General features: G+C 64.8%; 17 protein-coding genes. 3 read left to right on the forward strand and 14 right to left on the reverse strand.

Going from position 1 to position 13,710, the window contains the following annotated elements:
• Nucleotides 1-9: 9 nt before the first annotated feature.
• The 8 genes from V6Z91_RS01790 to flgB form a co-directional block, all read right to left on the reverse strand.
• Nucleotides 10-1,116: a flagellar basal body P-ring protein FlgI gene (locus V6Z91_RS01790; RefSeq protein WP_338765849.1), complete on the reverse strand. Its 1,107-nt coding sequence runs from the start codon at nt 1,114-1,116 to the stop codon at nt 10-12.
• A 1-nt stretch (nt 1,117) separates the two neighbouring features.
• Nucleotides 1,118-1,768, reverse strand: coding sequence for a flagellar basal body L-ring protein FlgH (locus V6Z91_RS01795; protein WP_338765852.1), 651 nt, complete (start codon nt 1,766-1,768; stop codon nt 1,118-1,120).
• 20 nt (nt 1,769-1,788) lie between these two features.
• Complete coding sequence (gene flgG / locus V6Z91_RS01800; protein WP_338765854.1) at nt 1,789-2,571, reverse strand: flagellar basal-body rod protein FlgG; 783 nt, start codon at nt 2,569-2,571, stop codon at nt 1,789-1,791.
• Nucleotides 2,572-2,754: 183 nt separating this feature from the next.
• Nucleotides 2,755-3,498 carry a flagellar basal-body rod protein FlgF gene (gene flgF, locus V6Z91_RS01805; protein ID WP_338765857.1) on the reverse strand — a complete coding sequence of 248 codons (744 nt, stop codon included), beginning with the start codon at nt 3,496-3,498 and terminating at the stop codon, nt 2,755-2,757.
• Nucleotides 3,499-3,526: 28 nt separating this feature from the next.
• On the reverse strand, nt 3,527-5,059 hold the full coding sequence (locus tag V6Z91_RS01810; protein ID WP_338765860.1) for a flagellar hook protein FlgE: 1,533 nt from the start codon (nt 5,057-5,059) through the stop codon (nt 3,527-3,529).
• A gap of 41 nt (nt 5,060-5,100) precedes the next feature.
• Complete coding sequence (locus tag V6Z91_RS01815) at nt 5,101-5,787, reverse strand: flagellar hook assembly protein FlgD (protein WP_338765863.1); 687 nt, start codon at nt 5,785-5,787, stop codon at nt 5,101-5,103.
• A gap of 14 nt (nt 5,788-5,801) precedes the next feature.
• On the reverse strand, nt 5,802-6,206 hold the full coding sequence (gene flgC, locus V6Z91_RS01820; RefSeq protein WP_338765866.1) for a flagellar basal body rod protein FlgC: 405 nt from the start codon (nt 6,204-6,206) through the stop codon (nt 5,802-5,804).
• A 22-nt stretch (nt 6,207-6,228) separates the two neighbouring features.
• The gene (gene flgB / locus V6Z91_RS01825) at nt 6,229-6,645 is read right to left on the reverse strand and encodes a flagellar basal body rod protein FlgB (protein WP_338765869.1); all 417 of its coding nucleotides are present in this window, start codon (nt 6,643-6,645) and stop codon (nt 6,229-6,231) included.
• A gap of 151 nt (nt 6,646-6,796) precedes the next feature.
• Here flgB and flgA point away from each other — a divergent pair, with 151 nt between their 5' ends.
• The 3 genes from flgA (at nt 6,797) to V6Z91_RS01840 (ending at nt 8,437) form a co-directional block, all read left to right on the forward strand.
• Entirely contained in the window at nt 6,797-7,498 is a 702-nt protein-coding gene (gene flgA, locus V6Z91_RS01830) for a flagellar basal body P-ring formation chaperone FlgA (RefSeq protein WP_338765872.1), read from the forward strand.
• A 156-nt stretch (nt 7,499-7,654) separates the two neighbouring features.
• Complete coding sequence (gene flgM / locus V6Z91_RS01835) at nt 7,655-7,960, forward strand: flagellar biosynthesis anti-sigma factor FlgM (RefSeq protein ID WP_338765875.1); 306 nt, start codon at nt 7,655-7,657, stop codon at nt 7,958-7,960.
• A 9-nt stretch (nt 7,961-7,969) separates the two neighbouring features.
• Nucleotides 7,970-8,437, forward strand: a complete 468-nt coding sequence (locus V6Z91_RS01840) for a flagellar protein FlgN (protein WP_338765878.1) — start codon at nt 7,970-7,972, stop codon at nt 8,435-8,437.
• Nucleotides 8,438-8,585: 148 nt separating this feature from the next.
• Here the strand turns inward: V6Z91_RS01840 and motD are convergent, their stop codons facing one another.
• The 6 genes from motD to V6Z91_RS01870 form a co-directional block, all read right to left on the reverse strand.
• Nucleotides 8,586-9,371, reverse strand: a complete 786-nt coding sequence (gene motD / locus V6Z91_RS01845) for a flagellar motor protein MotD (protein ID WP_338765881.1) — start codon at nt 9,369-9,371, stop codon at nt 8,586-8,588.
• A 162-nt stretch (nt 9,372-9,533) separates the two neighbouring features.
• Nucleotides 9,534-10,280, reverse strand: coding sequence for a flagellar motor protein (locus tag V6Z91_RS01850; protein ID WP_338765884.1), 747 nt, complete (start codon nt 10,278-10,280; stop codon nt 9,534-9,536).
• Complete coding sequence (locus V6Z91_RS01855; RefSeq protein WP_338765887.1) at nt 10,262-10,993, reverse strand: RNA polymerase sigma factor FliA; 732 nt, start codon at nt 10,991-10,993, stop codon at nt 10,262-10,264. The genes V6Z91_RS01850 and V6Z91_RS01855 overlap by 19 nt, the downstream gene beginning before the upstream one ends.
• 15 nt (nt 10,994-11,008) lie before the next feature.
• The gene (locus V6Z91_RS01860) at nt 11,009-11,833 is read right to left on the reverse strand and encodes an antiactivator of flagellar biosynthesis FleN protein (protein ID WP_338765890.1); all 825 of its coding nucleotides are present in this window, start codon (nt 11,831-11,833) and stop codon (nt 11,009-11,011) included.
• On the reverse strand, nt 11,826-13,238 hold the full coding sequence (gene flhF / locus V6Z91_RS01865; protein WP_338765895.1) for a flagellar biosynthesis protein FlhF: 1,413 nt from the start codon (nt 13,236-13,238) through the stop codon (nt 11,826-11,828). The genes V6Z91_RS01860 and flhF overlap by 8 nt, the downstream gene beginning before the upstream one ends.
• Nucleotides 13,201-13,605 carry a hypothetical protein gene (locus tag V6Z91_RS01870; RefSeq protein ID WP_338765898.1) on the reverse strand — a complete coding sequence of 135 codons (405 nt, stop codon included), beginning with the start codon at nt 13,603-13,605 and terminating at the stop codon, nt 13,201-13,203. The genes flhF and V6Z91_RS01870 overlap by 38 nt, the downstream gene beginning before the upstream one ends.
• Between the last annotated feature and the right edge of the window lie 105 nt (nt 13,606-13,710).

The following is a 13,710-nucleotide window of genomic DNA, read 5'->3' on the forward strand; positions in this document are numbered from 1 at the left end:
TCCCCGTGATCAGATGATTTCGAGTTCGGCGCGCAGCGCGCCGGACGCCTTCATCGCCTGCAGGATCGCCAGCAAGTCCTGCGGCGAGGCGCCGATGGCGTTCAAGGCCTTCACCACGTCGGCCAGCTGGGCACCAGCCTGCAATTGCAGGACCTTGCCCGGCGCCTGCTGGATGTCGACACTGCCCGGCTGCGTGACGGCCGTCTGCCCGCCGGACAGCGGCCCTGGCTGGCTGACCTGCGTATCGGCCGCTACCGACACCTGCAGGTTGCCGTGCGAGATCGCGCAAGCCTGCAGCGTCACGGACTGGTTCATCACCACCGAGCCGGTGCGCGCATTCATGATCACCTTGGCCGGCAAGGTGGCCGGTTGCACGTTCAGCTCCTCGAGCTGGCCGATGAAGGCCACGCGCTGGTCGGAGGCAGCCGGCGCCGTCACGCGAATCACGCGGCCGTCGAGCGCGTAGGCCACGCCGGCGCCGAAGCGGTTGTTGATGGCCGTGACAACGCGGCTGGTGGTGGCGAAATCGGCATTCTTCAATTCGAGGCGGATCTGGCCGCCCTCGCCCAGCGCCGTCGGCACGGCGCGCTCGACGGTGGCGCCATTGCTGATACGGCCCACCGACAGGTGGTTCACGACAGTCGCCGCGCCGCCGCCCGGTGCCTGGGCGCCGACGCCGCCCACCACGAGGTTGCCCTGCGCCATGCCGTACACCTGGCCGTCGGCGCCTTTCAGCGGCGTCATCAACAGGGTGCCGCCGCGCAGGCTGCGCGCATTGCCCAGCGACGAGACCGTCACGTCCAGTTGCTGGCCCGGCTGGGCGAACGCGGGCAGCGAAGCCGTGACCATCACGGCCGCCACGTTGCGCAGTTGCAGCTGGCTGCCGGACGGCAAGGTCACGCCCAGCTGTTGCAGCATCGATGCCACGCTCTGGATCGTGAACGGCGTTTGCGTCGTCTGGTCGCCGCTGCCATCCAGGCCCACCACGAGGCCATAGCCCATCAGCTGGTTTTCCCGCACGCCGGCGATGCCGACCAGGTCTTTCAGGCGCTCGGCCTGGGCCGCCGGCGCCAGCATGGCGGCGCCCAGGGCGATGGCGATGAGGAGCTTTTTCATGTCAGAACGGGAGCAGGCTTAAGAAGAACCGCGACGCCATCGACGTCAGCTCGGCGCGGTCCAGGTGCGTATTGGTGCGGTATTCCACGCGGGCATCGGCGATCGCCGTCGACGGCACCGAATTGCCGGCGCCGATCGTGTCCGGATTCACCACGCCGGAAATGCGGATAAATTCCGTGCCCTTGTCCATGGCGACCTGCTTCTCGCCGGCCACCACCAGGTTCCCGTTCGGCAGCACTTCCACCACCGTCACGCCCAGCGTGCCGGTGAAGGCGTTGCTCGCCGTTTGCGCGGCCGAATCGGCATAGTTGTTGTCCGTTTCGGTACCGATGCGCGGGCCGAAACGGCCTTGCAGCGGTCCCGGAATGCCCACGTTGACGGCGCCCGTGCGGGTGGCCGAGCTGGTGCCGTTCTTGTTGGCCGTGGTGCGTTCGGTGATGACGACATTGATGATGTCGCCCACCAGCCGGCCGCGGCGATCCTCGAACACGGGCCGGAACGTGTGCGCCTGGTAGATCGCGCCATTGGCTGGCGTGGCCACGGGCACCGGCGGGATCGGCCGCGCCGTGGTGGGGCCGGCCACGATCGAGGTCGGTTCGCTGGCGCAGCCCGCCAGCAGGAGCGCGGCAAGGACGGAGACGGAATACTTCATGATGAATCCTTGCGGCTGCCTTAGAGTTGCGACAAGCGTTGCAGCATCTGGTCCGAGGTGGTGATGGCCTTGGAATTGATCTCGTAGGCGCGCTGCGTCTGGATCATGTTGACCATTTCCTCGACCACGTTGACGTTCGAGACTTCGACATAGCCCTGCAGGATCTGCCCGAGGCCGTTGGCGCCCGGCGCATTGGCCTGCGGCGCGCCCGAGGCGCCCGTTTCCAGGTACAGGTTTTCGCCGATCGATTCCAGGCCCGTGGGGTTGATGAACGACGCCAGTTGCAGGTTGCCGATCTGCTGGGCGGCGGCCTGGCCCGGCAGTTGCACGGTCACGGTGCCATCCTTGGCCACGTTGATTTCGTCGGCATCGATGGGGATCGTGATGGGCGGTTGCAGCGCGTAGCCGCTGGAGGTGACCATCTGGCCGTTGGCGTCGCGCTGGAACGAACCGTCGCGCGTGTAGCCGGTGGTACCGTCCGGCAGCAGCACGGTGAAGAACCCGTTACCGTTGATCATCAGGTCCTTGTCGTTGCCGGTGGCTTGCGGGTTGCCCTGCGTGTGGATGCGTTCGATCGCCACGGGGCGCACGCCGGTACCCTGCTGCATGCCGGATGGCAGCTGGGTCTGCTGCGAGGAACTGGCGCCCGGCTGGCGCACGGTCTGGTACAGCAAGTCTTCAAAGACGGCGCGCGATTTCTTGAAGCCGTTGGTGCTGACGTTGGCGAGGTTGTTCGCCACCGTATCCATCTGCGTTTGTTGCGCTTCCATGCCGGTCTTGGCAATCCAGAGCGAACGTATCATCTGCTTTCTCCCTGCCCGCTAGGGCTTTCATCCACGAAGGGCATGTCGAAGAAGCGTCGCGAACGGCGGCAGTTTCAGCCGAGAAGCGCAGCCGTACGAGAGGTACGGCGAGCATCGCAGGCTGGAAATGCAACGTGCAGCAGCTTATTCGATGTGTCCGAAAGCATTATGCGATGGGGGGGATCAGTTCAAAGCAAGGATCTGGGCGGCTTTCGCAGCGTTATTCTCGGCGTTCTTCAGGAGGCTCATTTGCGTCTCGAACGACCTTGCCAGGGTGATCATGTTAACCATGGCATCGACGGGGTTGACGTTGGAGAGTTCCAGGCAGCCGTCCGCCACGCGCACCGCAGGATCGGCGGCGGCCGGCTCGCCGGACTGCTGGCGGAACAGGCCGTCGTCGCCGCGCACCAGGCCGGCCACGTCGGGATTGACGAGCTTCAGGCGCCCGATGATGTTGCTGGGGCCGGCCTGCACCTGGCTCGCGTCGATGCCGCTCACGGTCCCATCCGCCGAGATCGACACTTCCGTGTTCGGCGGGATCGCGATCGGCCCGTTCTCGCCCTGCAGGGTCAGGCCGTTCGCGGTTTGCAGCAGGCCGTTCTCGCTGATCTTGAAGCTGCCGTTGCGGGTATAGGCTTCCGAGCCATCCGGCGATTGCACGGTGAACCAGCCCTGGCCGCGGATCGCCGCGTCCAGCGAGCGGCCGGTGGTTTCCAGCGGCCCGGCCCGGAAGTCCGAACCGACCGTGTTGTCGACCACGAAGGTGCGGGTCGGCATGCCTTCGGAAACGACGGGCACGGCGCGGAACACGTCCAACTGGGCGCGAAAGCCCACCGTGGTCGCATTGGCAAGGTTGTTCGACGTGGTGGCCTGCTGGTCCAGGATGTGCCTGGCGCCGGTCATGGCCGTGTAGATCAGGCGGTCCATGGACTGCTCCTCAAGGTGTCAACGGGATTTATCGGAGATTGATCAGGGTTTGCAGGATCGAATCCTCGGTCTTGATCGTCTGCGCATTGGCCTGGTACACGCGCTGGGCGGTGATCATGTCCACCAGCTGCTCGGTCAGGTCCACGTTCGACGCTTCCACCGACGAGGCGCGCAGCTGGCCCATGCCGCCCGCGTTCGGCACGCCCACCTGCGGCACGCCGGAAGCGGCGCTTTCGGCCCAAGCGTTGTTGCCGAGCGGGGTCAGGTTGTCCACGCTGGCGAAATCGGCCAGCACGATCTGGCCCAGCGCGCGCGACTTGCCGTTGCTGTACTGCCCCATGATGACGCCGTTCTCGTCGGCGGCGAAGCGCTGCAGGCTGCCGGACGAATAGCCGTCCTGCGTGGAATTCTTCTCGCTCGTGGCGGTGCCGTACTGGGTGCTGCCGTCGAACGTGACGGCGATCGGGATTTCCAGGATGGCGCCATTGTCGGGGAACACCGGCAAGGTCACGTTGAACGGCAGCGTGGTGCCGGCCGCCTGCATGGCGGCCGCGTCGATCAGGCCGTTCTTCGTGAAGATCAGCGTGCCGGCGCGGGTCGCCGGCACATTGACGGCGCCGGCGAAGGCCGCATCGATCGTGTCCGGCGTATTGCTGGCCACGTTGCCCACGCTGGTGGCCGGAGCATACAGGGCGGCGATCTGGGCCAGCGCGGCAGGCGATGCCCCGGCGGCGGTGGCGGCGGCGGTGACGGCGGTGCCGACCGCGGTGGCGTAGGCCTGGCGTGCCGCCACGATCGCGTTGGCATCGTTGGACGCCACCGCCGTGTTGTAGGCGCTGCGGGCATTGATCACAGACTGGTTGGTGACCACGCTGCGCATCACTTCCTGGGAATTTATCTGCACTCCGTCGTTGGCCACGTAGACATCCCACGTGCTACCGCCGGTGCGCACGTAGTACATGCCCATCGTGTGCTCGTTGCCCAGCGAATCGTAGACCGGGATCACGGTCTGCTTGTTGTACGTGCGCGGGTCGCCGGCGTCGAACGGCTGCACGGTCGGCGTGGCCGAGTTCGACGACAGGTTGATCTGGAAGTTGGCCTGCGTGGTCTGCACCGGCGCCAGGTCGGCCGAGTCGATCTGCAACGGCACCGGCGCGCCCTGCAGGATCAGGCCATCCTGGTTGGCCAGGTAGCCCGTCAGCGCCGCGCCCTGCGCGTTGACGATGGTGCCCGTGTTATCGAGCAGGAACTGGCCGTTGCGGCTGTAGGCGACGGCGCCGTCCTGCACGATGCGGAAGAAGCCGCCGCCATTGATCGAGATGTCCAGCGGATTGTTCGTCGTCTCGATATTACCTTGCGAGAATTGCTGCGCGAGGCGGGCCACCGTCACGCCGATGCCGGGATTGCGACCGCTGATGCCGTTCAGCGAATTCGCGTACAGGTCGGCGAATTGCGCTTCGGTGCTCTTGAAGCCGACCGTGCTGGCGTTGGCGACGTTGTTGCCGATGACGTCGAGTTGCGTGGAGGCGGCGTTCAGGCCGCTGAGACCTTGCTGGAACATGGTGTCCTCTGAATGAGATTCGGTGTTGCTTGCCGAGTTGCTTAAAGCACTTGCTTGATCTGGTCCATCGTTAACTGCCCGAGGCCAGGGACGTTCAGTTTCGCGCCGGTCGGCCCGGTGGACACGCTGGCCACGGTGCCGAACGTGAGCGCCTTGGCATCGGTCAGCGTGTTGCCGCCGGCCGTGGCCGTGAGCGCCAGCGTGTAGTTGCCGTCGGCGGCCGTGCTGCCGTCTTCCAGCTTGCCGTCCCACGCCAGCGGCAGCACGCCGGCCTCGACATTGTTCATCGTGAGCGAGTGCACGACCTTGCCGCTGCTGTTCTTGATGTCCAGCTGTACCGTGTCGGCATAGGAACCCAGTTCGATGCCGAAGATGCCCTTGCCCTCGGCCACCTGCATGGTGGTGCCGGCGGCCAGCACGCCGTGGTTGATCATGTTCACGGCCTGGGCGGACTGCGAGGCGGCCAGGTCGCTCTTGAGCGTGTCGAGCGTGTCGTTGAGCTTGTTAATGCCGGTGACCGTGTTCAGCTGGGCAAGCTGGCTGGTGACCTGGGCATTGTCGAGCGGGTTCAGCGGGTCCTGGTTCTTCAGCTGCGTGATCAGGAGGGTCATGAACTTGTCCTGCTCGGCCGAGATCTGGTTGCCGGTGGTGGACTTAGTGTTCATCGAGTCCATCAGGGACTGCGAGACGGTGTTGGAGGCGGCGCTGGGCGTGGTGATGACGGCCATGATGGTATTTCCGGTTATTGACCGATGGTCAGGGTTTTCAGCAGCATGCTTTTCGCCGCGTTCATCGTTTCGACATTGTTCTGGTAGGAGCGCGAGGCCGACAGCATGTTGACCATTTCGTCGACCACGTTCACGTTCGGCATCGTCACATAGCCGTTTTCGTCGGCCAGCGGGCTTTTCGGGTCGTACACCTGCCGCATCGGCGACGGGTCTTCGATCACCTGCTGCACCTTCACGCCGGTGGCCGTGTTGTCCGCCGACGGCGTGGCCTCGAACACCACCTGCTTGGCGCGGTAGGCTTCGCCGCTGGCGCTGGTGGCGCTGTCGGCATTGGCCAGGTTGCTGGCCACCACGTTCAGGCGCTGCGACTGGGCGCTCATGGCCGAACCGGAAACATTGAAAATACTGAACAGCGACATGGCGTTCTCCCGAGGTTATCTGTTACTGGCCCTGGATGGCCGTGAGCAGGCCCTTGATCTGGCTGTTGATGAAATTTACGCCCGCCTCGTAGCGCAGCGCGTTGTCGGCGAACTGGTTGCGTTCCACGTCCATGTCCACCGTATTGCCGTCCACGGCACCCTGCACCACGCCGCGGTACAGCAGCGGCGTGCCGTCGGCCAGCGTGCTGCCGTCCGGCGCCGGGGTCGGGAAGTGGCGCGCCGCGGTCGTCTTCAGCGTGCCGTTCGCGTTCGTATTGGCCAGCGCGTTCTGCAGGGCGCTCGTGAAGTCGATATCGCGTGCCTTGTAGTTCGGCGTGTCGGCATTGGCGATATTGGACGCCAACACGCTCTGGCGCGTGGAGCGCAGGCTCAGGGCCAGTTCGTTGAAGCGCAGGTGATTGTCGAGTTTTCCCAGCATGACGGCATCCTTCCATCGGTGACAGATGCCATGTTACGGATGCTGTACGGCAAATGATCGGGGAATAAGCACGGACTTTGCCACGCTGTTCGCCGCTTTCGCCGCGGCGCGCGCGCGTAAGATGGCGGCATCACAGCACCACGGACGTACCATGAAATCGCTGCCCCTCGCTCTTGCTTCCACCGCCCTGGCCTCGCTCGCCATGTTGGCGCCGGCCGCCCATGCGGCGGCCATGGACCCGGCCGCGATCAAGCGCACGGTCGACCAGTTCCTGCAAGTGCAAAGCGCCGGGCTGCCCGGCAAAGTCACCATCACCGTCGGCAATGTCGATACGCGCATGACGCTGGCTCACTGCCCAGCCCCGGAGGCATTCCTGATGCCCGGCACAAAGGCGTGGGGAAAAACCACGGTGGGCGTGCGCTGTGCTGCACCGTCGGCCTGGACCGTGTATATTCAGGCGAACGTTTCGGTGCTGGGTAATTACATCGCCGCGGCCGCGCCCCTGCCACAGGGCCAGCCCATCCTGGAGTCGCAACTGGCGACGCAGCAGGGCGACCTGACGACGTTGCCAGCCAGCATCGCCACGGACAAGGCGCAAGTGATCGGGCGCAGCAGCAATGTTTCGATTTCGGCAGGCACGCCGGTCAGGCTCGATACGCTGCGCAGCCAGCCCGTGGTACTCAACGGGCAGATGGTGAAGCTGGTCACGACCGGCTCGGGCTTCCGGATCACCGCAGAAGGCAAGGCGATCGCCAATGCCGCCGAGGGCCAGGTCGTGCAGGTACGCACGACAGGCGGGCGCAGCGTTTCAGGGATTGCCCGGGCGGGCGGGCAGGTCGAGGTGGCGTTCTGAAACGGGGCGGCGCAACGATTGCCACACTGATTGATCCAAATTTGCGGCGCGCCACGCTAAAGTTTGCAATGGCGCAGCCGTTAAGAAACTCGTGCATTGGTAAAAAGCGCGGAGTACACGGATCTGTGCCGGCTCCCACCAGACGAGGAAGATGCTGTGAAAATCAACGATTCAGTAAAGAATACGGGCTTGCCGGCGACCGCGACGTCGACCACGAGCAATGCCCGCAACGCCGAGAAAGCGGCGGAAACAGCTTCCACGCAAGCAGGTTCGGAAAGCGTCAAGCTGTCCGCCCAGGGCCAGGCCATGGCCACGAGCAGCAACGGCGGCGTCTTCGACACGAAGAAAGTGGAACGTATCAAGCTGGCCATCGCCGATGGCCAGTTCCAGGTCAATTCGGAGAAAGTGGCGGACGGCCTGCTGGACACGGTCAAGGATCTGCTGCATTCCCGCCAACGTTAAGGCAACACCATGCATGACGGCGCCCCCGTATCGATGCTGCTGGAAGAGCAGCATTTGCTGACCGACCTGCTCGGCCTCCTGAAGGAAGAGCAGCAATCCCTGGTGGCGGCCGACATCGACAGGCTCACCGCGCTGACACCCCGTAAAGCCGAGGTGATCAACCGCATGGGCGCACTCGCCGCGGAGCGCCATGCGGCGCTGGGCCAGGCGGGCTTCGAGCCGCACGAGGCAGGCATGGAAGAGTGGTTGTGCGCCCACGGCTCGCCGGACGACAAGGCGCTGTGGAACGACGTGCTCGCGCACACGCGCGAGGCGAAGGAATTGAACCGGCTGAACGGCACGCTGATCAACAAGCAGCTGTCGCATACCCAGGGCGCCCTGCAAGCCCTGCGGCCACCGAGCCCGGGCGGCAATGTCTACGGGCCGAGCGGCTTGACCACCACGACCACGACGTCGCGCGGGTTCCTGGCAGGCTGACTAGTTGGCTCAAAAGAAAACCGGTGTCAGACACCATTTCCCCGAGGGAAATAGTGTCTGACACCGATGCGCAAGCCGCAGTTGCTGAAGCATGAAATGACGGTGTCGGGCATATTTTTCGCAGAAAAATGTGCGCGACACTGGTTTTCTATTGAGGTGCCGGCCCCGCCGGCTCCGTCGGAATCTCCGTCTCCGTATCCGGCAACGTCGACAAGATGGTGATCGCCACGCGCCGGTTGCGCGCCCGCCCGATCGGGTCTTCGTTCGAGGCCACCGGATGGTTCGACGCGTGGCCGACGGCCGTCAGGCGCGTCGGCGCGACGCCGGATTCGATGAACAGCCGCACCACCGTGGCGGCGCGCATCGACGACAATTCCCAGTTCGACGGATAGATATTGCGCACGGGCTGGTCGTCCGTATGGCCTTCCACCTGGATCGCGTGCGGGTCGTTCTTCAGCACCTCGGCCACGGCGGTCAGCGCTTCCTGCGATTCCGGCGTCAGCCGCGCCTCGGCCGGGTCGAACAGCACACTGGCATTGATTTCCACGGACACGCCACGGCTGTTCTGCGTCACGCGCACCTTGCCTTCCTTGACCAGCGGCGCCATCGTCGATTGAAGGTCCTGGGCCAGTTTGGTGAGCGAGGCGCGCTCCTGCCGCATCATTTCCTGCCGCTTCTTCAGGTTCGGGTTCGGGATCGGCTGGTTCAGCACTTCCGTATTCGGCTTGACGTTGGCACCCTGCCCGCCCAGCGCCTCGCCCAGCGCATCGGAAAATATCCGGTACTTGCCGATGTTCACCGACGAGATCGCGTACATCACCACGAAGAACGCGAACAGCAGCGTGATGAAATCCGAGTACGAGATCAGCCAGCGCTCGTGGTTTTCCGGCTCTTCATCGAACGGGCGGCGCGCGCGGCGGTACTGGAAGCTCATGGTTAGTGTCCTAAATCCCAGATTCGTTGAATAAATCCGACGAGAATCGGCCCGATACTGCGTTGAAAATGCACGGAAAGGCCACGGCCTTGCCGTGCATTTCCGCCTTGTCTCGAACCGATTTCGTCAAATGTATCTTCAACGAACTTGTGATTCAGGACACTAATACTCCTGCATCAGCGTGGAGATCCGCTCGTCCATGATGCGCGAGAAGTCGCCGCTGGCGATGTCGTGGAACACCGCGGCGGCGATTTCCTGCTGGTGCACCTGGGCGGTGACGATGTTCTTCAGCTTGTTGGCGATCGGGTAGAAGAACAGGTTCGCCAGACCCACGCCATAGATCGTGGAGACGAACGCCACGGCGATGCCCGGCCCCAGCCGCGACGGGTCCTGCAGGTTTTCCATCACGTGGATCAGCCCCAGCACGGCGCCCAGGATGCCGATCGTGGGCGAATAGCCGGCCGCCGATTCCCAGATGCGCACCGCCTGGCGCTGCGCCGTTTCATAGGCCGTGATTTCGGTATCGAGCAGCTGGCGCAGCTTGTCGGGGTTGATGCCGTCAATGATCATGCGCAGGCCCTTGGCCAGGAACACGTCGCGCGCGCTGTTCATGTGGCGCTCCAGCGCCAGCGGGCCTTCGCGGCGCACGGTCTGGTTCCAGGCCTGGATGTCGCGGGCCAGCAGGATGCGGCTGTCCGGCGGCGGCCGGAAGACCCAGCGCGTCATCTGGATACCGCGCTTGAGGGTGGCCGGCCGCGTTTGCAGCAGCACGGCACCGAAGGTGCCGATGACCACGATCGCGAATGCCGCCGGCTGGATCAGCGACGAGGGGTTACCGCCTTCGAGTGCCTGGCCCACGATCAGCCCGGCCAGCGCCAGCAGGAGCCCCGCTACGCTGGACCAGTCCATGCACCCTCCCGCAATGTGGCGCGCAGCCGGGACACCGCCTGGGTATGCAACTGCGAGACACGTGATTCGGAAACGCCCATGACGGCGCCGATTTCCTTCAGGTTCAATTCTTCTTCGTAGTACAGGCCCATCAACAGTTTCTCGCGGGGCGGCAATACATCGATGGCATTGATGACGGCCTGGCGGAAATTGGTGTCCATGAGGGCGCGCAGCGGGTCTGCCTCTTCGTCGTGCGCGTAGCGGTCGAGGAAGCTGCCATCGCCCTCTTCATCCTTGAAGTCTTCGTAGTACAGGAGCTGGTGGCCGCCGCCCTCGCCCAGCATCTGCTGGTAATCCTCGAGGGACAGCTTGAGGGACTTGGCCACCTCGGATTCCGATGGCGGCCGGCCCAGCTTCTGCTGCAGCACCGACATGGCGTTCTCGACCTTGCGCATGTCCTGCCGCAGCGTGCGGGGCATCCAGTCGCTGCTGCGCAATTCGTCGAGCATGGCGCCCCGGATGCGCATCACCGCATAGGTTTCGAACTGGGCGCCGTGCGTTTCCTCGTAGCGGTTGATCGCGTCGAGCAGGCCGATCATGCCCGCCTGTACCAGGTCATCCACTTCCACGCTGGGCGGCAACTTTGCCTTCATGTGGTGAGCAAGGCGCTTCACGAGGGGCATATGCTCCGACAGCAGCGAATCCTTGTTCACCTTCCCTTTGACCGTGTACATAAATCTCTATTCTTTTCAGTGCTGCATGGTGTGGCCGCCCCCTGCAATCTGCGCCGGCGCGGCCAGCGCAAACCGCCCCGCCAGTTGACGAAACGCTACCGAGGCGCCAGCCAGCGGAAACGCGTCCACCACGGCGCGACCCAGGCGCGCCGCGCGGTGCAGATACTCATCGGCCGGCACTGACCCCATCGAAACGAGATTCACTGCCAGGTAACGGCTTGCCGCCTGTGCCATATTATCGTAAACGACCCGGGCCTCCTTTTCGGAAGCACCCGTGACGACGATGCCGAACGGCCGCCGCCCCAGCTCATGGTTCAGGCGCTTGATCATCATGTAGGCATTGGTGATCGAGGTGGCACTGTTCGATACCTGGACCACGATTTCCGAGCTGGCCATCACCGGTACCGGGAACGCTTCGCCATCGAATTCGCCGTCGACGAGCACGATGCCGGCCTGCGCCGCCAGCACGTCGAACGCCTTGGCGAGGCGGCGCGCTTCCTGCGGGCCGCTCTTCGGTTCGCCGCGCGTCATGGACACCACATTGAAGCCCTGCGGCACCGCGTGGATGACTTCGTTCAGCGCGCATTCCTGGCGCGCCACGTTGAGTAGGCTAGCGCCATTGTCCACGCCGAGGCGTGAAGCCACGCCATGCGCGCTGGCGCAGGCATCGACCACCACCACGTCGTTGCCGGCCCGTGCCAGCGAGGCGCCCAGGTTGACGAGCATGGCGCCCTTGTCGTCTTGCGGCGTCGCGGAAAGGAAGGTGACGATGCGGGGCCGCGGCGGGCCCGCCAGCATGCGGCGCAGTCCCTCCGCCTGATCGAAGTTGAAGTTACCCAAGGTGCACCTCGCGCATTGCATCGTTGCCGGCGGCCGCCATCAGCATCGGCAGGTCGCCGTCCGAAAATTGGTTGGTATCCTTCTTCAGCCGGAACGCGCGCTCCACGAGCTCGGCCGGCTGGGCCAGGTGCAGGTCTTCCGGCACGCGCTGGCCATTCGACACATAGAACAGTTGCAGCTTCTGGCGGATCACCACGTCGAGCACATTGCCCAGCGAGGCGGCCTCGTCCAGCTTGGTGATGATGCTGCCGGCCAGGCCACTGCCCTGGTAGGCGCGCACGACCTCGGTCAGCGTTTCCTGGGTAGACGTGGCGTTCAGGCACAGCAGCCGCTTGACGTCGACATCGGTGCCTTGCAGCATCGCTACCTGCTCGGTGACCATCTGGTCGCGCTGGCTGACGCCGACCGTGTCGATCAGCACCGTGTGCTTGTTGCGCAGCTCCTTCAGGGCGATGCGCAGATCGGCCTCATCCTTGACCGAATGTACCATCACGCCGAGGATCTTGCCGTAAATGCGCAGCTGTTCGTGCGCGCCGATACGGTAGGCGTCGGTGGTGATCAGCGCCAGCTTTTCCGGGCCATGGCGCATCACGCAGCGGGCCGCCAGTTTCGCCGTGCTGGTGGTCTTGCCGACACCCGTCGGGCCCACCAGCGCGAACACGCCGCCGCGCTCGATCAGCGCGTCTTCGTTGGCGATGGCGGCGATGTTCCGCGCCAGCACGCTACGGATCCAGCGCAGCGCCTCATCGGCGCCACGGCCGGCGGGCAGCTTGTCGATCAGGCGGCGCGCCAGCGTGGTGGAGAAGCCGGCAGCGAGCAACTCGCGCAGCACGGCGCCCTTGTGCGGCTCGCGCTGCTGCGCGCTGCCCCACGACAATTCGGCCAGCTGGGTTTCCATCATGCCGCGCATGGCGCGCAGCTCGCTCATCATGCCGTGCATCTCGGCGGCGGCATTGGCCTTGGCGGAAGTGACGGCCTCGGCGACCAGCGCCGTAATGCTCGCCATGTCCAGCGCCGGCTGCACCGGTTGCGGCGCGGCCTGCATCGCCTGGGCGAACGGGGCGCGCGCCATCGGCGCGGCTGCCGCCGGGCTCGGGCGCGGAGCCATCACGGGCTCCGGCGCGGGCCGGCTCATCGGCGCGGCGGGACGTGCAGCAAACGATGCCTGTGGGCGCGGCGCCGGCGCGGCGGCAAAGCCGTCGTCCAGCTCCAGGTGCGGCGCTGCCGGCGGCGCATCGTCCACCGGGCTGGCCAGCGAGGCGGCGTCGTCGTTGGCCAAGGCCAGGATCTCGACCACGCCATCCATCGGGCGGTTCGACAGGATCACCGCATCCGGCCCCAGCGCTTCGCGCACCTTCCGCAGCGCCTCACGCGACGTGGGCGCGGTAAATTTCTTGACGTTCATTGCTGCTCCTGTTCGCCATGCACAGAGTTTTCTTGATGGTGAAATTATTGACGATGCCGTGGAGAAAGCATCGGGGGAACAGGCGGGGAAAAGGGGTGTAATTCAAGAAGAGGCCAGCGGCGCTGGCGCGCTTGGTGTCATACACCATTTTCCTTCGGAGGTGTTCTCTTCCGGAGTCCGGGACCGGCGAGCCGTAGCGGTTGCGTTGCAGACCGGCCGGGAAAACCGGTGTCGCACACCTTTTCCTGCGGAAAAGAGGTGCGACACCGAGCGTGGCGGATCGGGTGTTACCGACCAGCGCCGGCCAGCAACGCCTGATACGTCTGGTGTCGTACACCATTTTCTTACGGAAAATGGTGTACGACACCGGTGTTCTCATCCGGAGTCCGGGACCGGCGAGCCGTAGCGGTTGCGCTGCAGACTCCGGCCGGGAAAACCGGTGCCGCACACCTTTTCCGCAGGAAAAGGTGTG

The sequence above is a fragment of the Massilia sp. METH4 genome (genome assembly GCF_037094685.1).
In the GTDB taxonomy this organism is placed as follows: Bacteria; Pseudomonadota; Gammaproteobacteria; order Burkholderiales; family Burkholderiaceae_D; genus Rugamonas.

Bases quoted from the DNA above. Each gene is read 5' to 3' on its own strand.
- V6Z91_RS01810 (WP_338765860.1), bottom strand. From the start codon at position 5,059: ATGTTCCAGCAAGGTCTCAGCGGCCTGAACGCCGCCTCCACGCAACTC.
- V6Z91_RS01855 (WP_338765887.1), bottom strand. From the start codon at position 10,993: ATGTACACGGTCAAAGGGAAGGTGAACAAGGATTCGCTGCTGTCGGAG.
- V6Z91_RS01850 (WP_338765884.1), bottom strand. From the start codon at position 10,280: ATGGACTGGTCCAGCGTAGCGGGGCTCCTGCTGGCGCTGGCCGGGCTG.
- V6Z91_RS01790 (WP_338765849.1), bottom strand. From the start codon at position 1,116: ATGAAAAAGCTCCTCATCGCCATCGCCCTGGGCGCCGCCATGCTGGCG.
- flgG (WP_338765854.1), bottom strand. From the start codon at position 2,571: ATGATACGTTCGCTCTGGATTGCCAAGACCGGCATGGAAGCGCAACAA.
- motD (WP_338765881.1), bottom strand. From the start codon at position 9,371: ATGAGCTTCCAGTACCGCCGCGCGCGCCGCCCGTTCGATGAAGAGCCG.
- flgC (WP_338765866.1), bottom strand. From the start codon at position 6,206: ATGTCGCTGTTCAGTATTTTCAATGTTTCCGGTTCGGCCATGAGCGCC.
- flgA (WP_338765872.1), top strand. From the start codon at position 6,797: ATGAAATCGCTGCCCCTCGCTCTTGCTTCCACCGCCCTGGCCTCGCTC.
- flhF (WP_338765895.1), bottom strand. From the start codon at position 13,238: ATGAACGTCAAGAAATTTACCGCGCCCACGTCGCGTGAGGCGCTGCGG.
- flgF (WP_338765857.1), bottom strand. From the start codon at position 3,498: ATGGACCGCCTGATCTACACGGCCATGACCGGCGCCAGGCACATCCTG.
- V6Z91_RS01815 (WP_338765863.1), bottom strand. From the start codon at position 5,787: ATGGCCGTCATCACCACGCCCAGCGCCGCCTCCAACACCGTCTCGCAG.
- V6Z91_RS01840 (WP_338765878.1), top strand. From the start codon at position 7,970: ATGCATGACGGCGCCCCCGTATCGATGCTGCTGGAAGAGCAGCATTTG.
- V6Z91_RS01795 (WP_338765852.1), bottom strand. From the start codon at position 1,768: ATGAAGTATTCCGTCTCCGTCCTTGCCGCGCTCCTGCTGGCGGGCTGC.
- flgB (WP_338765869.1), bottom strand. From the start codon at position 6,645: ATGCTGGGAAAACTCGACAATCACCTGCGCTTCAACGAACTGGCCCTG.